The organism is Halobacillus sp. Nhm2S1 (assembly GCF_019599545.1).
Lineage (GTDB): Bacteria > Bacillota > Bacilli > Bacillales > Halobacillaceae > Halobacillus.
Genome location: NZ_JAIEZV010000001.1, coordinates 653,557 through 671,040, shown reverse-complemented (window position 1 = coordinate 671,040; position 17,484 = coordinate 653,557). Strand labels below are relative to the sequence as shown.

The 17,484-nt window shown below is 46.5% G+C and carries 18 protein-coding genes and 1 pseudogene; 13 read left to right on the top strand and 6 right to left on the bottom strand.

Annotated elements, in window-relative coordinates:
- Nucleotides 1-59: 59 nt before the first annotated feature.
- Both K2225_RS03415 and K2225_RS03410 read left to right on the top strand, forming a co-directional pair.
- Nucleotides 60-440 (top strand): sporulation protein, encoded by a 381-nt coding sequence (locus tag K2225_RS03415; RefSeq protein ID WP_255574151.1) that lies wholly within the window; start codon nucleotides 60-62, stop codon nucleotides 438-440.
- A 27-nt stretch (nucleotides 441-467) separates the two neighbouring features.
- Nucleotides 468-1,256, top strand: a complete 789-nt coding sequence (locus K2225_RS03410; protein ID WP_220583475.1) for a TerC family protein — start codon at nucleotides 468-470, stop codon at nucleotides 1,254-1,256.
- A 185-nt stretch (nucleotides 1,257-1,441) separates the two neighbouring features.
- Here the strand turns inward: K2225_RS03410 and K2225_RS03405 are convergent, their stop codons facing one another.
- Nucleotides 1,442-1,645, bottom strand: a complete 204-nt coding sequence (locus K2225_RS03405) for a hypothetical protein (protein ID WP_220583474.1) — start codon at nucleotides 1,643-1,645, stop codon at nucleotides 1,442-1,444.
- A gap of 68 nt (nucleotides 1,646-1,713) precedes the next feature.
- Nucleotides 1,714-1,898: pseudogene (locus K2225_RS03400) on the bottom strand (IS1595 family transposase); the annotation flags it as partial.
- A gap of 225 nt (nucleotides 1,899-2,123) precedes the next feature.
- Here K2225_RS03400 and K2225_RS03395 point away from each other — a divergent pair.
- Nucleotides 2,124-2,561 carry an RDD family protein gene (locus K2225_RS03395; RefSeq protein ID WP_220583473.1) on the top strand — a complete coding sequence of 146 codons (438 nt, stop codon included), beginning with the start codon at nucleotides 2,124-2,126 and terminating at the stop codon, nucleotides 2,559-2,561.
- Nucleotides 2,562-2,625: 64 nt separating this feature from the next.
- Here the strand turns inward: K2225_RS03395 and K2225_RS03390 are convergent, their stop codons facing one another.
- Both K2225_RS03390 and K2225_RS03385 read right to left on the bottom strand, forming a co-directional pair.
- The gene (locus K2225_RS03390) at nucleotides 2,626-3,102 is read right to left on the bottom strand and encodes a DUF456 domain-containing protein (protein WP_220583472.1); all 477 of its coding nucleotides are present in this window, start codon (nucleotides 3,100-3,102) and stop codon (nucleotides 2,626-2,628) included.
- A gap of 180 nt (nucleotides 3,103-3,282) precedes the next feature.
- Nucleotides 3,283-4,287: an aldo/keto reductase gene (locus K2225_RS03385; protein ID WP_220583471.1), complete on the bottom strand. Its 1,005-nt coding sequence runs from the start codon at nucleotides 4,285-4,287 to the stop codon at nucleotides 3,283-3,285.
- Between the two features lie 109 nt (nucleotides 4,288-4,396).
- On the opposite strand from K2225_RS03385, the gene K2225_RS03380 reads away from it, so the two are divergent.
- Nucleotides 4,397-6,751 (top strand): penicillin acylase family protein, encoded by a 2,355-nt coding sequence (locus tag K2225_RS03380; RefSeq protein WP_220583470.1) that lies wholly within the window; start codon nucleotides 4,397-4,399, stop codon nucleotides 6,749-6,751.
- Nucleotides 6,752-6,755: 4 nt separating this feature from the next.
- On the opposite strand, the gene K2225_RS03375 is transcribed toward K2225_RS03380, so the two are convergent.
- Nucleotides 6,756-7,235 (bottom strand): SRPBCC family protein, encoded by a 480-nt coding sequence (locus K2225_RS03375; RefSeq protein WP_220583469.1) that lies wholly within the window; start codon nucleotides 7,233-7,235, stop codon nucleotides 6,756-6,758.
- 619 nt (nucleotides 7,236-7,854) lie between these two features.
- Here K2225_RS03375 and K2225_RS03370 point away from each other — a divergent pair.
- From K2225_RS03370 to K2225_RS03350, 5 genes are all read left to right on the top strand, one after another.
- A complete protein-coding gene (locus K2225_RS03370; protein ID WP_220583468.1) occupies nucleotides 7,855-8,073 on the top strand; it encodes a hypothetical protein in 219 nt (72 codons plus the stop codon).
- A gap of 11 nt (nucleotides 8,074-8,084) precedes the next feature.
- Complete coding sequence (locus K2225_RS03365) at nucleotides 8,085-9,086, top strand: DUF3231 family protein (protein ID WP_220583467.1); 1,002 nt, start codon at nucleotides 8,085-8,087, stop codon at nucleotides 9,084-9,086.
- 222 nt (nucleotides 9,087-9,308) lie between these two features.
- Nucleotides 9,309-10,139, top strand: a complete 831-nt coding sequence (locus tag K2225_RS03360; RefSeq protein ID WP_220583466.1) for an ABC transporter ATP-binding protein — start codon at nucleotides 9,309-9,311, stop codon at nucleotides 10,137-10,139.
- Nucleotides 10,140-10,242: 103 nt separating this feature from the next.
- Nucleotides 10,243-10,872 carry a hypothetical protein gene (locus tag K2225_RS03355; protein ID WP_220583465.1) on the top strand — a complete coding sequence of 210 codons (630 nt, stop codon included), beginning with the start codon at nucleotides 10,243-10,245 and terminating at the stop codon, nucleotides 10,870-10,872.
- Between the two features lie 38 nt (nucleotides 10,873-10,910).
- On the top strand, nucleotides 10,911-11,936 hold the full coding sequence (locus tag K2225_RS03350) for a DUF2332 domain-containing protein (RefSeq protein ID WP_220583464.1): 1,026 nt from the start codon (nucleotides 10,911-10,913) through the stop codon (nucleotides 11,934-11,936).
- Between the two features lie 24 nt (nucleotides 11,937-11,960).
- Here the strand turns inward: K2225_RS03350 and K2225_RS03345 are convergent, their stop codons facing one another.
- A complete protein-coding gene (locus K2225_RS03345) occupies nucleotides 11,961-12,398 on the bottom strand; it encodes a hypothetical protein (RefSeq protein WP_220583463.1) in 438 nt (145 codons plus the stop codon).
- Nucleotides 12,399-12,518: 120 nt separating this feature from the next.
- On the opposite strand from K2225_RS03345, the gene K2225_RS03340 reads away from it, so the two are divergent.
- From K2225_RS03340 to K2225_RS03325, 4 genes are all read left to right on the top strand, one after another.
- On the top strand, nucleotides 12,519-12,977 hold the full coding sequence (locus K2225_RS03340; RefSeq protein WP_220583462.1) for a hypothetical protein: 459 nt from the start codon (nucleotides 12,519-12,521) through the stop codon (nucleotides 12,975-12,977).
- A 397-nt stretch (nucleotides 12,978-13,374) separates the two neighbouring features.
- Nucleotides 13,375-13,548 carry a hypothetical protein gene (locus K2225_RS03335; protein WP_220583461.1) on the top strand — a complete coding sequence of 58 codons (174 nt, stop codon included), beginning with the start codon at nucleotides 13,375-13,377 and terminating at the stop codon, nucleotides 13,546-13,548.
- Between the two features lie 62 nt (nucleotides 13,549-13,610).
- On the top strand, nucleotides 13,611-15,539 hold the full coding sequence (locus tag K2225_RS03330) for a bacteriocin maturation protein (RefSeq protein ID WP_220583460.1): 1,929 nt from the start codon (nucleotides 13,611-13,613) through the stop codon (nucleotides 15,537-15,539).
- Complete coding sequence (locus tag K2225_RS03325) at nucleotides 15,536-17,482, top strand: TOMM precursor leader peptide-binding protein (protein ID WP_220583459.1); 1,947 nt, start codon at nucleotides 15,536-15,538, stop codon at nucleotides 17,480-17,482. The genes K2225_RS03330 and K2225_RS03325 overlap by 4 nt, the downstream gene beginning before the upstream one ends.
- Nucleotides 17,483-17,484: the final 2 nt, after the last annotated feature.

The window sequence follows — 17,484 nt, the reverse complement described above, 5'->3', positions numbered from 1 at the left end:
TCAAAAACCTTTACCATCTGTTGGTAAAGGTTTTTTTATATTCATAGGAGGGATTTTCATTGTTAAGCAAATGGATGAATGGATTCAGAATCATGGGTCCTAAGGTGGATCTAGTCCTTGATTCAAAAGGGGAGGACCCCTATGTTCTGTCAGGTGTTTTTTATCTGTCCGGCAGCTGGAGAAAGCAGAATATCAAGCGTCTCGAATGCGATTTGGTGGTAGTGGAGAGGGGGAAGAAGCCGATCCTTGTAGAACCGGTGACCACTGTCCTTATGACCCGGACGATGGAAGCGGGAGGATCCGACGTGTATCCCTTCCGTTATGAACTGCCAAGAAACCTTCCTCTTCTGTCAGAGGGGAAATCTTACAAACTGCAGACGCGTCTGGTCTTTGAAAACAATGCCAAAAGATTTGATCATGATGAGATCCTTGTAAACTAAAAAATTTATAAATAAGGAGAAAAGAAAATGGATTTTGGTTTAGTTATGGAATACAGCTGGGTGTTGTTGATTTTGATCGGACTTGAGGGGGTACTTGCTGCGGATAATGCGCTTGTGATTGCGACAATGGTCAAACACCTTCCAGAGGAAAAAAGAAAGAAAGCCTTGTTTTACGGGTTGGCCGGGGCCTTTTTATTCCGCTTTGGTTCTTTGTTCCTCATTTCATACCTTGTCAACATCTGGCAGGTGCAGGCGATCGGAGCCCTTTATCTTATTGGTATTGCCGCTTACCATTTGTTGAAGAAACATGTGTTAAAACCTAAGGTGAAGGAAACAAAAACATCAGTCAAAAAGGGATCCGGGTTCTGGGCTACGGTGATAAAAGTAGAGCTTGCAGATATTGCCTTTGCGGTTGATTCCATTCTCGCAGCCGTTGCTTTAGCGGTAACCTTACCTTTAACGAGTCTCCCGCAAGTCGGAGGTTTGGATGGCGGTCACTTCGCTGTCATTCTCGCTGGTGGGATCATCGGTCTAGTCATCATGCGGTTTGCTGCCAGTTATTTTGTCGGCCTGCTCGACCGCCGTCCGGGTCTTGAAACAACGGCTTACATGATCGTGGGCTGGGTAGGCGTCAAGCTTGCGGTCTATACGATGGCCCACCCGGAAATCGCGGTTTTATCCGAAGGTTTTGCGAAGAGTGCGCTGTGGAAAATCACATTCTGGTCCATTCTTTTGTTGATCGCTATCGGCGGTTGGTTCTTATCTAAGACAAAGAGCTCGGAGAAGAACATGTCTGCCGAAGAACATGTATCATAATAATCTCTTTTTCCATGTGAGCTATATGGAGAAGAAGTTGAAAAACAGAAGGAAGATGTACAGGAAATCAAGTCTTTATTGAAGGCTCTGTTAAAGTTTAATGTTGATATTTATATAAAAAAACAGAGCTTCCGTAAAGATGGAAGTTCTGTTTGGTTTTATAGGGATTTCAGAAAAATTGAAACTTATTCTTCCCATTTCAAAAGTTCAGCAATAACGTCAGAGCTACCGGGAAGCAATAATAATGATAACGACATTACTATAAACCCAATACCAATTACAAATAGAAAAATTACTATTTTAACTGAACGAGGCACATCCTTTTTAAGTGCTCCAATTACAATTAGTACAATTCCGATAACGAGTAAGAATAAATAATAAAATCCCACCAAGACACTCCTCATAAATTTTTCTTCTTTAAAGAATTTGTTCAGATCCTTGAATAAAGAAATAACCTTTACACAGTAAAAGTAGATAATCTAAGGGTATCATAGGTTTTGGCACTTGGGAATAAATTCCTTTTACTATCATATCATGCATCGTCACTTCATTACGCTGATGATGGATACTCTATAATGCCTGAAACCAGGTCAGGTAATGATTGAGATCTTTCATTGCCACGCCGTTAAAACACTGTATCCATATCAATCTAAACTTTAACAGAGCCTTATTGAAAGTCTTAATAAAAGAAAAGCATAGAGAGAAGAACTGAAAATGTATAAAAAAATTTCAGATATCTAATCCCTGAGATCTTTTTTATTTTTGTTAGGTGGGTTTCGAGTAGGTAATCTTTGAAAATACCAAGATCATCCATGATAATATGTCTATATACATAGATAGTCCTATAGAGGCATAGGGGGAAGAGGTATGGAAAATCCGGCCGGGTTCTGGAACAGGCTTGGAGCAAGATTTTTGGATGGGTTCATCTTAGCGGGCTTTTTCGGTGTCATTACGGGAGAGTTCGTTGTACAGGAGAGTTTCACAGTTGCCGATGTATTGTCGATCTTTTATGCTCTTCTTTTACCACCGATCTGGCATGGGTATACGCTCGGCAGAAGAGCTTTGGGGAACAGAATTGTCAAAGCCGATGGGTCAGAGATTACTTTTATTAACATTGTCTTACGTGAGCTCGTTGGTGGCTTATTGTACTTTGTGACGTTCGGCATCGCTCTGGTTGTCAGTGCCTTTATGGTCGGACTGAGAGAAGATAAAAGAGGGATCCATGATTTGATTGGCGGAACCTATGTAACGAAGAATGCGCCTGATGATCGTAATCGAAGCGAACACGACGAAGTTCAAGCTTGAACGCTATTCATAAGACTACATACAAAAAATCTCAGAGCCAATAGCTCTGAGATTTTTTTGGAATTTAAATGTCAAAGAAAAACCAGATAATGAGAATCGCCTGAATAATGATCTTGGCAACCGTACCACTGAGAAATCCGAACAGAGAGCCGATGGCGGCTTTGAACGCCTCTTCCGACGATCGTTTCTGAACCAGTTCCACAATGATGACAAGCACGAATGGAATGACGATGATGCCGAACGGCGGAATAATGAACGATCCAATAATGACACCGATGGCCGCCGAACGCTCGCCCCATTTACTTCCGCCGTACTTTTTCACGAAATAGCTGTTGGCGATAATGTCAGAGACGATAAGCAGTATGGTTAAAACGACCGCTCCGACCCAGAAGAAGACCGAAAGTCCGCTGCCATTGATAAAGAACGCATAGGCAAGGAATCCGATCCATAGCACGAGCGGTGCCGGGATGATTGGAAAAATGACGCTTGCAAAACTAGCGATGAAACAGGCAATGATGATCACCCATATTAAAATATCCATAAACGTGTACCTCCTGATTTCTGTTTCTTTCCTATATACGATTGACGAGAATAAAAGTTTCTAAACTTTATTGGTTTCTAGTTGCCGGTGCTCGTTCAATCTTTTCATGTCCTCTAACTCCGCTCCAATGTCCTGCAACGTAAAAACGGACCCTCATACGAGAGAGGGCCCGCTCAACAACTATTTTAATCCTAATTCTTGACGGTCAGGGGGAGCCATGAACTCTGGTCCAACCGGATCATTCACGTGTTTCAGCAATATTTCATCAATATCCCTTTTCGTTTCTTCATCGATGGTAAAGCTGTCGACACCGTCGATCGGGTTTAGCTGATCCGGGCGCCGGCCTCCCATAAGGGCGATTCCGGATCCTGGCTGGTCAAGCACCCAGCGGATGGCGAGCTGAAGCACACTCTTGCCGAAACGGTTTTCAGCGAGCTGTTCCAGTTCGTTGACGGCGTTCAAGTACTGTTTGAAGCGCGGCTGTTGGAATTTCGGATCATTGTTTCTCAAATCATCGCCTTCAAACTCTCGCTTCGTAGACATTTTTCCTGACAGCAGTCCTCGGCATAAAGAGCCATATGAGATGGTCGTGATATTATGGTCCTGGACATAAGGCAGGGTTTTCGATTCGATGTCCCGTTCAAACAGATTGTACGGTGGCTGCAACGTGTGCAGTGGTGCCGCTTCACGGAAAGTATCCATCTGTTCTGGTGAAAAGTTACTGACGCCGATCGCACGGATTTTTCCTTGTTTGTACAGGTAAGATAGAGCTTCCGCTGTTTCGTGGATCGGTGTCATCGGATCCGGCCAGTGGACCTGATAAATATCAATATAATCGGTTTTCAATCGTTTCAGTGAATCTTCGACTTCTTTATGGATACGCTCTTTGCTGGCATTACGGAAAACAGAGTCTTCGTTCCAGTCGATGCCCACTTTTGTCGCAAGCAGAAGATCTTCGCGTCGTCCATATTGTTCCACAGCTTTTCCGATGATTTCTTCTGAGCGTCCGAACCCATAAGCAGGGGCGGTATCGATTAAGTTGATGCCCTGGTCAAGCGCGGAGTGGATGGTTTTCACGGATTGTTCTTCATCCGTGCCTCCCCACATCCAGCCGCCGATCGCCCATGTGCCAAGGCCGATGCGGCTCGCTTCCATGGATGTATCGCTAATTTTGATCTTTTCCATTTTTTACACCTCCATAATCAAGCACATTCGTCTCATTCCCGTTCCGAAGTTTTTTAATCTATTTTCTCGAAAATGAGATATAATGGAGAAAAGTTCTGGAGGTGGGGGAATGGAGACAGCTAGACAGATCGATCCACAAAAAAAGAAAAAGCCACGTTGGAAAAAGGCGACCTGGCTGACCCTTGGAATCATCTTGTTATTGTTGGTTAGTGCCGTCATTTTTGTAAACGCTTACACACTAAGGAGTCTGCCAGATACAAATGGAGAGGCAACACTCACCGGACTGGAAGCCTCTGTTACCGTGACGAGGGATGAGCAGGGGGTGCCTCACATTCAGGCAGAAAGTGAACTTGATGTCTTTCGCGCTCAAGGCTATGTGCAGGCGCAGGATCGGCTGTTTCAAATGGAGCTTGCGCGCAGGCAGGCCTCCGGGAGGTTAAGTGAAGTAGTCGGGGAAGCAACGATTGATCAGGACCGTTATTTCCGGACGCTCGGCCTCAGGCGAGCTGCAGAAAAATCGCTAGCCGTTTATTCAGACGAAGCCACCGAGCGGCTGGAGGCTTTTGCAGAAGGAGTCAACGCGTTCATGGAAAACGAACCGCTGCCTCCGGAGTTTGCGATGATGAACATCGATCCTGACCCGTGGACCCCGCTCGATTCATTGACGATCGGCAAATACATGGCGTTCGACCTTGGCGGCCACTGGGAGCGTCAGGCGTTCAACTATTACTTACTGCAGAATTTCTCAGAGGAAGAAGCGTATGAACTGTTTCCGACGTACCCTGAAGACGCCCCGACGGTTCTGGCAGATGCAGAAGCCGTTGATATTGAAAAAAGCTTTGCCAACGTCATCATTCCGAACGAGTTCAATGGCAGCAACAACTGGGTCGTGAGCGGAGATCGGACGGCTTCTGGCTCCCCGATGCTCGCTGACGACCCGCACCTCGGAATGGCCACCCCATCGATCTGGTATCAGATGCATTTGGAGGCCCCTGGTTATAACGTTTCCGGGGTGATTTTTGCAGGGGTTCCCGGCATTATCCTCGGCCATAACGACAATATCGCGTGGGGGGTCACGAACGTTGGGCCCGACGTCCAGCAGCTGTACTTAGAAAAAAGGAATCCAGAGAATCCGAACCAATTTCTATATGAAGACGAATGGGAAGAGGCGGATGTTTTCACAGAAACGATTGATGTGAAAGACGGGGATCCGGTGGAACTTGAGGTCGTAGAGACCCGTCACGGTCCTGTCATCAGCGACTATGCAGGAGAGTCCGGAAAAGATACGCTGCTCTCCTTACGATGGACCGCCCTTGATGCGACGACAGAACTGGAAGCGGTGCTCGAAATGAACCGCGCGGATGATTGGGAGTCGTTTGAAAAAGGGTTGGAAAAATTCCTCGTTCCGGCACAGAACTTCGTTTTTGCAAGTAAAGATGGAACGATTGCCTACAAGGCGAATGGTCAAGTGCCGATTTACAATGAACCGGATGATGCCCTCCTTCCTATGCGTGGATGGGAATCTGAGGATGAGTGGCAGGGATTCGTTCCTTTTGACGAGCTGCCGCGAGTGGTCAACCCTGAGGGAGGATTCATTGCAACGGCAAACAATAAAATTACAGCGGAGGACTACCCTTACCACATCAGCCACAATTGGGCGCAGCCCTATCGTTACGCGCGCATCAGTCAGATGCTCGAAGGAGAAAATGAACTGACACCGGAGCAATTCCAAGCGATGCAGATGGATGTGAAAAACCTCCAGGCAGAAGAGTTCCTGCCTCTCCTGCTTGATTATGTTGAACCCGTAACTTCTATGGAAAAAGAAACCATTGCACTGATGGAAGAATGGAACAGGGAGGATGACCGAGCGCTGGCGCAGCCGTTGATTTTCCACCGCTGGATGGCGAACATCGAGGATGAACTTTACAATGTTGATCTGTCCGGAGACATTCAAAAATTCTTCGAAGGTTCTGGGCAAACGACGGATGAATTGCTGCGGATGGGCGAGGAGTCCCGTTGGGTAGAAAAAGCGGGAGGTATGGAGTCCGTGATTTCCGAGGCTTTTCAAGCGACGTTGACTGAAGTGAAAGAGGAGTTTGGAAAAAACCCTTCTGAATGGGCGTGGGGAGATGCACATGCCGTTGAATTCACCCATCCGCTTTCAAGCATCGGATTCCTGGAACGATTCCTGAATCCGGGTGATCCTTATCCTGTTAGTGGGAGCCGAGTAACGGTGCGTGCCGCTGGTTTCAACAGCGAAGGCCTCGTCAATCACGGAGCATCGTGGCGGTTTGTCATCAACATGGATGATTCGACAAAAGCCTACCATGTCGTCGGCCCGGGACAATCCGGCCACTTCAGGAGCGACTGGTACCATGATCAACTGGACGATTGGGTGGAAGGGGAGTACCACCTGACATCCACCGATGGAGTGGATGGCGAAGTTTTGACCCTCACTCCGTAATCATTCAAGGCTCAGAGTTCAACTCTGAGTCTTTTTTGTTTTCCGCCCTCTTCTTCAGTTCAAGGGCACGAAGTTCGATAAAACTTTTCATATATTTCTCCAGAAAAAGACGGTCGGCCATAAGACCTAGGGGCCCGAGTGGTGATTGATAGGCGAACGTATCCACCATCATCGTGCCTCCTGCTTCTTCAAGAAACTCATGGGTGTGAGTGAACGAATGGAAGGCTCCTTTGACCATCACATCGACAAAACGATGCGGCCGATCCATTTCTGTGATCCGTGCAGTCAGTCGTTGCCGGATCCCGAGGTGTTTCGCTTCCCACGTCACTTCATCTCCTTCTTCCATCCACCCTTCCGTCACCCCAGCCACGGCTTTTTCTTTTGTGTTGCTGGTGGTTTGCGTGTGCACATCCACATTTCTTGCAAGATCGAAGCACACCTCCGCAGGTGCTTCGATAAAAGTCCGATGAATAATCACAGGCACTCTAACCACTCCTTCCCCCTGACTTTCCTATCATTATACCGCAACACCATTCTTCCAGATAAGCTCCCTTTACTTGAAGACGCAGTTTCGAGACTTTAGTTGAGTTGATGGGGCTGCGGGGAATAGCTCGCTTTCCGCGGGAGCGCGGTGAGCCTCCTCGGACTGCGTCCTGTGGGGTCTCACCCTGCCCTTTTTTCCCGCAGGAGTCTCGCCATTCCCCTCCGCCCACTTTTCGTAAGACATTCTCGAAACTACCTTCCAGTAATAAGAGCTTTTGTAGTTAGGAACCCTATACCGATGCAGATTAAGCAGGATTTCACAACACAACTAGGCAGGTTTCTATAAGAGGGATTTGGAGAACCTCATTTGGTAAAGGGGCGGAGGGAAACGGTGAGACTCCTGTGGGAAGTGCGTGGTAGATGAGACCCCGCAGAGCGTTAGCTCGAGGAGGCTCATCACTCGCCCACGGAAAGCGAACCTTTTCCCGGAGCCCCTAAGCTCCCATAAAAGTCTCAAAATCAAGTCTTCCACAATCCTGCCAGGTACTTGAACCGTTTGTAAGGAAAATGGAATATGAATAGAGAAATCGTGCCACCCTATAGTAAAGGAGTGTGCGCTTATGACGGAAGAACAAATGAAAGACGTTTTTGAAACATACGGATACGCGGAGATGTACGGCCGTTTTCAAACCCCTTTATACGTGACAGGCCTGCTGGATGAAGTGGAGGAAGAGGTGTTGGAGGACTTTTTCGATAACATCGAATTGACCCCGGAAGTATTTTTCGATGAATTCCGTTTTTGGTTTCAATATTTTTCAACAGCCCAACGATATAAGTGAGGTGACGAGTCATGAGTCAGGATGGTCGTATTGTTCCATTAACTTCAGGGGAGATCGGGGTCTTATGGGCCGGATACATAGGAGAAACGATGCTTGATGTGGTCATGGAGAGTTTTCAGCATCATGTCGTGGACCGGGATGCAAAACAACTACTTGGAGATAACGCGAACCTGATCAAGGAAAGAATTTCAGCTTATCAAGAATTATTCAAGCAGGAGGGGATGAAAACTCCCCATGGTTTCGGCGAGCAGGATGTTTTTCTGGATGCGCCCCGGATGTTCTCAGACAAATTTTATTTGTTCTATCTGAAAGAAATGAGCCGGACGTCCATCATCAACTATTCCAACGCGTTGTTCGCTTCCCACAGAAGAGACATTCGGATGTTCCTTAAGAAGAACATGGAGGAATATGTGAAGGTCTTCAATGATGCGATTGAAGCGCTGCTTGAAAAAGGAATCGTCATTCGTACGCCAAGCATTCCGATACCGACAGAGGTTTCCTTTGTCGAAGATACGTCCTTTCTCGGTAAATTAAGAGGCAAGCAAAGAGCTATTTCTGCGCAGGAAATCAAGGAGCTTTACGTTAACTTGGATACGAACATGCTTGGGAAGTCTTTGATGATTGCCTTCAGCCAGTCAGCAAAATCAGAGGACCTGAAGCAATACTTGCATCGGGGGAAGAAGATCTCCCATAAGCATATCGACATTTTTATCAATCAACTGACAGCTGAGGATCTGCCTGCCCCGCAGTTGTGGGATCCGGAAGTGACGGAATCAAAAATCCCTCCATTCTCTGATCGTTTGATGCATTATCATACAGGTTTGGCCTCAGCGAGCGGGTTGGGCAATTATGGAACGGCTTTATCACAAATCGCAAGAAAAGATTTATCCCTGGCCTTTGCCCGTCTCGTATGGGAAACAGCCAAGTTTGCATCCGACGGAGCGGTCCTGAGTATTAAGAAGGGATGGCTGGAACAACCGCCGCTTGCCCCTGACCGTGATCAACTGTCCTGAGAAGTCTTCTTGTCTCAACAAGAGGCTTTTTTTTTATGGCTTAGAAAAATTTAAAGAGGGGCACTGTGGATCACATATATCGAATAAGCCACTTCCGGCGCAAGAGCTTTTGTTGTTCCTTGACGAAATAGGAAATTGCGTATACGATTAATTGAGAATGATTATTACTATCTCCAATGAACGGATCTATTTTTTTGAATTGAAAAGGTGAGGTGCACAGGAATGGTGAGAATGTCCATGCAGGACTTAGGCATTGCCTATGGTGAAGTGAAAATTGTCGAGGATTTGAACTTGCAGATCCCTGAAGGAGAAATCACGACGATCATCGGTCCGAACGGGTGCGGGAAGTCGACCATTTTGAAAACGATGTCGCGTTTGCTTGAACCAAAGTCGGGCATCGTCTATTTGGACGGCAAAGCGATTCATAAAGAATCCACGAAGGAAATTGCCAAGAAGATGGCGGTTCTCCCCCAAACCCCTCAGGCACCGAGTGGATTGACGGTCTATGAGCTCGTTTCTTATGGTCGTTTCCCACATCAGCGTGGCTTTGGTAAGTTGACGGATGAAGACAGGGATATCATTCAATGGGCGCTTGAGGTCACGGGCGTGCAACAATTTTCGGAACGTCCAATCGATGCCTTATCCGGCGGCCAGCGGCAGAAAGTGTGGATTGCGATGGCTTTAGCGCAAGGGACGGATTTGCTGCTATTGGATGAACCGACCACCTATTTGGACCTTGCTCACCAGCTAGAAGTCCTCACGCTTTTGGAAAAGTTGAATAAGGAAGAAGGCCGCACCATCGTCATGGTGCTGCACGATTTGAATCATGCGGCACGCTTTGCTGATCATTTGGTCGCTTTGAATGGTGGCAAGATCATTAAGGAAGGGACCGCCCATGAAGTGATGACATCTTCTGTTTTGAGACGGGTATTCAATATTGATGCCGCGATTGTCACCGATCCACGGACCCACCGTCCAGCACTGATTACTTATGATTTGATCGGACAAGAGGCCGGAACGGAACAAACAAAGCCCGTCAGTCTCTATGGATGAACAACAAGCTTGGAGGAAATTCCTCCAGGCTTTTTTTTTATTTGCTGAGCATGGCCCGGCTCCTCGTTCCCTCGTCTTTGTATTTCTTTGCAGGAGAGAAACCGTGTGTTATGTTTTGAAAGAGGGTGTTTCCAAAATAAGGATGCACCATCAGTACTACCTTTATAAGCAGGTGATGCATTTGAAAAAAAGAGGAATTCTTTCCTTCGCAATAACAATTCTCCTCTTACTAGCTGTATGGATGATGGTTGGAAAAGCAGGTGCCTACGATGAACCTGAAGAAGCCCTCCACGCCACTGAGGAAGGGCTCACGTTAATTCCCGTTCAACAAGTGGATAAAGAAGCTTTGTTCTTTTTTATCAAGGATGACCGTCATATAGGAGCGGCTAAGGTTCAAAAAGGGATCTTTGGCTGGAAGGCGGGAATGATGTCCATGAACCTTTTGGATACGGAAAGAATTGGTGGGGAATTGAATCGTCTTTTCGTTCATGGGGATGATCTCGTTTACAGCCTTGTTCGAAAAGGCGACGAGCGATCTGTGAAGGTGGGAGATGAAAAAGCAACGATGTTGAATGTAAAATCTTTGCTTCCAGAAGAAAGTGAGTTCATAAAGCTCAGGTGGAATGATTTGTATGTCTGGTACATTGAAAAATCATTCCATTCCCATAAAGAAATTAAACTTTTACATAAGCCGGATGGAGAAGTGATTGATTCCATGGTCTTGAAAAGATAAAGAAATGCGGTATGGTTCGTTGAAAGGGAGGAAAACCTATGAAAACACAAAGGATCGCTGAAAGATTCATAGATTTTGCAAGGGAAGAGTGTGAAGGATCGAGTGATCTTTATAAACAGTTGTCTCTACAAATTGCTGAAGATGAGTATGTTTTACAATTGTGTATGAAATCAGGGGAAGGACAGCCTGTTCCCAACCTGCTCTTCGCTGCTGTCCACGATTTACTTTTGCAAGGGGCCGACCATGAACTATCAAGCTTCTACCAAAGCGTAACCGACAATCCGGATACCGAGCGAAATCCTTTTCCAATCTTTAAATCTTTTTGCATGAAACAGGAGGAAGCCATTGTTCAACGGCTGCAAACGAAACGAGTCCAGACCAACGAGGTTCGAAGGTGCGCCTATCTTTACCCTGTCTTTTGCTCTATGCATAAACAAACGGAAAAGCCTCTATCCCTCATTGAAATCGGTACAAGTGCCGGACTGCAATTATTGTGGGATCAGTACAGCTATTCGTACGGGGACGACCAGGTTTACGGAAACCCAGACGCTTTCGTTCATCTCAAGTCGAAGGTAAGAAAAGGGGCGCTTTCTCGAAATTTACTAGAACGCACGCCTTCTGTGAAAAAAAGAGTCGGGATCGACTTACATGTGAGTGATTTAACTCAGGAGGAAGATGTTCATTGGTTGAAGGCGCTCATTTGGCCGGAACATGAAGAACGAAGAAAAAATTTTGAAGCGGCCGTCGAGCAAGTAAGAACGACCCCACCAGCCTTAATGGAGGGGGATGGAGTCGTCATGCTGCCTCAAATCGCTGATGCCATTCCAGATGATTCTACTTTATGTATCTTCCATACCCATGTCGCCAACCAGATGCCGGAAAGCGTAAAAGAAGAGCTTCTCCGTAAAGTGAGTCATATCGGACAGAAAAGAGACGTGTTCCATATCTACAACAATATGAATGATCGAATGCTCCACGTGGATGCTTTTATCAGCGGCCGTTTTATGACAAAGACGATTGGTGAAACAGACGGGCATGGACGGTGGTTTGATTGGCATTGGTGACTTATGAAAAACGATTCTCTCAAGTTAACTCACAAAAAGAATAAAGGCAACGAGAAAGCTGAAGGTTAATACACCTCTGACAAGCTTAAGCAAAACGTTGCGGGAGACCTTGCCGAGCCATTCATATAAGACCGCAAACAAAGCAACAACGACAATCATTTCGTAGAAGAAAATGAAATAGGGATCAACGAATATCCATATCAACGAACATACCGTTACGTATAAGCCTAATTTGATGAAAAAACGTCCGATTTCCAAGCGGTCGACCATTCTATTCATTAAAAAAGATAATGGGAATAAAACAAGCATGAGTAATAGAAACACCGCTAGATAGACGGTATGCGATTCACCTGGCGTGAATGGGACAGAGGCATGCTCGTAAGTGGCTCTTAGCGGGTTGGAAAACTGTATGAGCACAAATGCGAAGTTCCAGACCACTAAAACGGCTAAGAAATTACGCATACGCTCACCCCCTTACTCGTTGATTACACCCAATTATCTCTATGTCTATGCTGCATGTAAAGGGGACGGCTGTGAGGGAAATCAAAATCTTTTTGAGAAGTGGAAAAGGGGGGATTTAGTATGGGTGAAATGGAATGGGATAGGCAAGAAGTCAAACGTTTAAAAAAGAAACAATTGATTCATTCCAACCTTCTCTTGCTTTTCTTTTTTATTCTTTTCGTTATATATTCTCAAAATGGTGGCGCACTTACGGTTGTCATTGGCATATGCTGTATTGTTTTATCCATTTATGCGGCCAATTTGTTGTACACACTTATAACGGGGCATGCAGTAGGAACGAAGACGTATAAGCGGGTGCTTGCTTTTGATATCGAACACATGGGGAAAAAAAGATGGAAAAGAAGAAGAATCATAGAATTGATCTTCCTATTAGTTTTAATCCTTGGGATCATCGTGGCTTTGTTTACGTTTAACTTGGGTGAGGCAAGTTTGACCTTTCCTCTCGATTTTTTTCCTATGCTGGGAGGATGGATCGGTATGAATATAGGGCAGATCTCCAGGATCAGGAATTTATCTTAAATGGAAAGCGATCCTGTTTTTTGTTTGGCAGACGGTCGGGATCACGCCAACCATTTCCCAATCCCACTTCGTTTGTTACGACCACCTGAACAGTAACAATCCTTAGGCTTTCATCATACGTTGTTGTGAACGTAGTGCTTTGTGTTTTTAGTTCACAAAGGATGGAACGATGGAGGGAAAAACAAAGTGAATGAATTTCAAAATCAAATTCAAAACTTAGACGTCGGTGAATATCGGGCTCAACCATTGGTGCCGAGTCAGCAGCAAGAAGCTTATTCGAATGACGCACGTCTGTGTGTAGGGCTTGGGTTCGGAATCGGAGGATGTTTCGGTTGTTTCAGTTGCTTTGGTTGTGGTGGATGTGGGGGCTGCGCCCGCTGCGCGGGATGCGGAGGTTGTGCCCGCTGTGCCGGATGCGGAGGCTGCGCTCGTTGTGGAGGCTGTGCCCGTTGTGGTGGATGTGGACGATGCGGAGGACGCTGATGCCTGGACGGTGAAGAATGCGATCAATGAAAATACTTACCCCTGTTGGATCTTCCGACAGGGGTTCTTCAGTGTTGTCCACGCATAACCCCGGTATCAGCCTACATAAAATCGGTTAGGAAGTTACCTTAGTTGGCAAGGAGGAACGTCATGATAAAGGTCCAACCTTCCATGTGTTTGAAAATCAAAAAGGGTACGTTCTTTATGCCGGAGACCGACCGTGTTTATTTCAGAAACAATGCGGGTTCATTCCAGATGGAAGGCCCGATGATCCAGCAGTGGATTGAGAAGCTCATCCCGATGCTGGACGGAAGTCATTCGATGGAAAGTCTGACGGATGGCCTGCCGAATCCTTATCGTGAACGGCTTTATGACATTACCGATACCCTTTATCAGAACGGGTTCCTTTTAGATGTCAGTCAGGAACGGCCTCATGAATTGAAAGAGCAGGTAGTGGAAGCGTTCGTCTCCCAAATCGAATACTTAGAAAGTTTCGTTGATTCCCCAGCCTATCATTTCCAAAAGTTTCGGCAGAGCAAAGTGTTGGCGATTGGTGAAGGGACGATGGTGACGGGACTCGTATCCGCCATGCTTCAATCCGGATTAGGAGATGTCTCTGTCTTTCTTACAGATCCTAAGAAAACAAACGTACACCGGTTATCGGAATTAGAAACAGCAGCCAAAAGAGTGGACCCTGATGTATCAGTGAATATCTTTGTTGAAAAAGAGTCTTTTTCCTGGGCGGAGGAGATCGCTCCTTACGATGCGGTTCTCTACGTATCACAAGAAGAAAAGGTGGAAGAACTTCAGAGCATCATGAACCATTGTCTGGAAAATGACAAAGGTTTCCTTTCGGCTGTCGTTCTAGGAGCTTATGGAATCGCGGGGCCCCATATAGATGAAGCTTCACAAAAAGATTGGGAATCAGCCTGGCGGAGCCTGCCACATCCTATGAAAAAAGCATCCACTTTGAATGTCTCTGGTCCCGCTCAATCCATGCTTTCGACGATCCTGGTCTTTGAACTGTTCAAGAAGATAACAGGAGTAAAGGACCCTCATCAGACCAACCACGTCTATCTGATGAACATGGAAACTCTCGAAGGAAGGTGGCATCCTTTTAAACCGCATCCGCTTGCTACAAAGAAGATCTCGACAGAAAAAATGGCTCCTGGGGAAGAAAGAATCACTCATAACAAAGACCAGAACGAATGCCTCTACTATTTTGGTGAGCTGGCGGCGAGCCCTTTTGGGGTCTTCCATCATTGGGAAGAAAATGATTTAGAACAGCTCCCTCTCTCCCAATGCGGCGTTCAAGTCGTCCATGTCCGCTCACAGCCATTGAATCCAGAAATCATTGCCGGCGGGAGAACCCATGAAGAGGCAAGACGGGAAGCGGGTCTCATGGGGGTGGAGACGTATGTGAAGCCGCTGAAACGGGAAATCTTACAAACTTCAAACCCTCACACGGAATCATCACAACCGGTTTCTGAAGATGCTTTTTCCATCGGTTCAGGAGAAAATCAAACAGAGGCCTGCCTCAGAGCACTGCAGAAAGCAGTTGAAAGGAATTGGATGATCGGGGACCATCACAAAGTCAAAAAAGCAAGAAAGATCACCTTGAACAAAATCGAAGATGAACATTGCCGTTATTATTGGCAGGCTCTCCAGACAATGGATCAAGAACCTGAGCTTGCGATATCAGAAGATAGTTTCGGCTTTCCTGTGGTGTGGATGAGAACGCGCCGCAGCAAGTGGAGAGGGGCGGTTGCGCTGCATCAGACCTTGGCAGTCCGACAGGCGTTATTCCTTGTTCTCATGGAGCAGCAAAATAGAGGCCTTCCATCCGCTTACTCCTTCCTTTCGTGCTCGCAGCTATATTTTGAAAATGAATCGATGGACTCTTTTGATCTTGCTTCTATGGAAGCGAATGATAACCAGGAGGTCCTTCATCGCGCAGTCACACAGTTGGAAAAACGACAGTGCAGACCTTGCTTTCTCAAAATATCCATGGATCCTTTCGAAGCGGATGGGATGATCCACCTTTGCGGGGTATGGATGGAAAGGGAGGATAGCCGATGAGCACTTTGATTACGGTTGTAGGCGGAGGTGTCCTGCTTGATTGTGTCGTCAAGGAACTGAAGACGGATTATGAAATGACTCGTTTATCAAGTTTTGAAAAAGAAGTTCCAGACAACACGGATTTACTTCTTGTGTTAGAGGATGGTTGGAGTCCGGCCGCCTCTCTGACAGGAGAAAGGATCGCGCGGGAATATGGCATTGATTGGCTGAGAGGTTTTGTTGCTTTTGGTGAAGGAGTCATCGGCCCGTTTGTGCGTTCTGGTGCTGAAGGGTGTTCGCAATGTGCGGATGTGAGAAGAACCATGACAGCAGGCGACCGCAAAGACCTTTGGAACATTCAACAAACCCTTATGGAGCATACACAGGCAAGGCCGGATGAATGGGCTTCTCTCAACGGAGCCCTGCAGATGGCTTGTTTGATTAAAAATGAGGTCCAGCGTTGGAGCGAAGGGAAACACCCCCTTACAGAAAAGGCTGTCCATTTGATCAACATGAGGACCCTGGAAAGCTCAAGCCATCCTTTTTTGCCCGATTCCCAATGCCCGTATTGCAGCACAGTCATAGAGGATGCCGCTTCCCATGCTGAAATCGTCCTGAATCCGAGTTTGAAAATCAGTGAAGGCAGTTACCGATCAAGGTCGATAGAGGAGCTGAGCACCTTCCTGACCAAAGATTACCTCGACCCGCGTACAGGAATTCTCAACCATAAAATGATCGATTTTGAGACCCCGTTCGCTGATGTGATAGTGAATCTCCCGCTCTTGAACGGCAATGAAGGGTCGGCAGGGAGGACGAATTCCTATGCGGCCAGTGAAAGGACGGCCATCCTGGAAGGCCTCGAGCGCTTCTGCGGGATGGATCCAAAAGGAAAAAGAACGCTTGTCTATGACAGCTACAGCAACCTCCATTCAGCGCTTAATCCTCTCGATGTCGGTGTGCATTCGAATGAACAGTATGCAACAAAAGATTTTCCTTTCACCCCTTATCATCCCGATAAAAAAATGAACTGGGTGTGGGGATACTCATTACAGAAAAACACCCCGATCTTAGTACCGGAAAGACTTGCTTACTACAGCATGGGCTGTAGCGGCGGGTTCATTTTTGAAACCTCCAACGGATGCGCCATCGGAGGAAGCAGGGAAGAGGCTATTTTCCACGGGATGATGGAAGTCCTGGAACGTGATTCTTTTCTCTTATCCTGGTATGCAGAACTGCCGCTTCCTCGTCTGGATCCTTCTTCATCCGGTGACCAGGAATTGCTTTTGATGATCGATCGGATGAAAGAGATTGCAGGATACGATCTTTATTTGTACAATGCGACGATGGAACACGGCATTCCCTGCATCCTGACCGTGATCAAGAAGAGCAAAACGGATTCCGGAGATTTGAATCTGATCTGTGCCGCCGGAGCCCATCTGGATCCTGTCAAAGCCGTGAAGAGTGCGGTATTTGAAAGTGCCGGCATGATTGAGCCGTTGAATAAAGAGTTCAAAGAGAACAGAGAGAAATACGTGAAAATGCTTCACGATTCTTCCCTCGTGAAAAAAATGGATGATCACGGAATGGTGTATGGACTCCCGGAAGCAGAAGAACGCCTCGGCTTTTTATTAAATCAGGATGGTCCTGTGCAGACTTTCGAAGAAGCTTTTCATCAGAAGCAGACACATCCTGACCTTACAGAGGATGTCAAAGATCTGCTGGATATTTTCCGGGAAATGAACTTGGATGTCATCGTCATAGACCAGACCGCAAGTGAATTGAAAAGGAATGGACTATCCTGTGTCAAAGTGTTGATTCCGGGGATGCTGCCGATGACTTTCGGACATCACCTCAGACGTCTCGAAGGATTGAAGAGAGTCCTGGAAGTCCCTGAAAAGCTCGGTTATTCCAATCGGCCTCTGACTCTTGATGAGCTTAACCCTTATCCGCACCCATTCCCTTAATG

Coding starts and splice junctions, on each gene's coding strand:
- K2225_RS03410 (WP_220583475.1), top strand. CDS start 468: ATGGATTTTGGTTTAGTTATGGAATACAGCTGGGTGTTGTTGATTTTG.
- K2225_RS03395 (WP_220583473.1), top strand. CDS start 2,124: ATGGAAAATCCGGCCGGGTTCTGGAACAGGCTTGGAGCAAGATTTTTG.
- K2225_RS03390 (WP_220583472.1), bottom strand. CDS start 3,102: ATGGATATTTTAATATGGGTGATCATCATTGCCTGTTTCATCGCTAGT.
- K2225_RS03385 (WP_220583471.1), bottom strand. CDS start 4,287: ATGGAAAAGATCAAAATTAGCGATACATCCATGGAAGCGAGCCGCATC.
- K2225_RS03380 (WP_220583470.1), top strand. CDS start 4,397: ATGGAGACAGCTAGACAGATCGATCCACAAAAAAAGAAAAAGCCACGT.
- K2225_RS03370 (WP_220583468.1), top strand. CDS start 7,855: ATGACGGAAGAACAAATGAAAGACGTTTTTGAAACATACGGATACGCG.
- K2225_RS03365 (WP_220583467.1), top strand. CDS start 8,085: ATGAGTCAGGATGGTCGTATTGTTCCATTAACTTCAGGGGAGATCGGG.
- K2225_RS03360 (WP_220583466.1), top strand. CDS start 9,309: ATGGTGAGAATGTCCATGCAGGACTTAGGCATTGCCTATGGTGAAGTG.
- K2225_RS03350 (WP_220583464.1), top strand. CDS start 10,911: ATGAAAACACAAAGGATCGCTGAAAGATTCATAGATTTTGCAAGGGAA.
- K2225_RS03345 (WP_220583463.1), bottom strand. CDS start 12,398: ATGCGTAATTTCTTAGCCGTTTTAGTGGTCTGGAACTTCGCATTTGTG.
- K2225_RS03340 (WP_220583462.1), top strand. CDS start 12,519: ATGGGTGAAATGGAATGGGATAGGCAAGAAGTCAAACGTTTAAAAAAG.
- K2225_RS03330 (WP_220583460.1), top strand. CDS start 13,611: ATGATAAAGGTCCAACCTTCCATGTGTTTGAAAATCAAAAAGGGTACG.
- K2225_RS03325 (WP_220583459.1), top strand. CDS start 15,536: ATGAGCACTTTGATTACGGTTGTAGGCGGAGGTGTCCTGCTTGATTGT.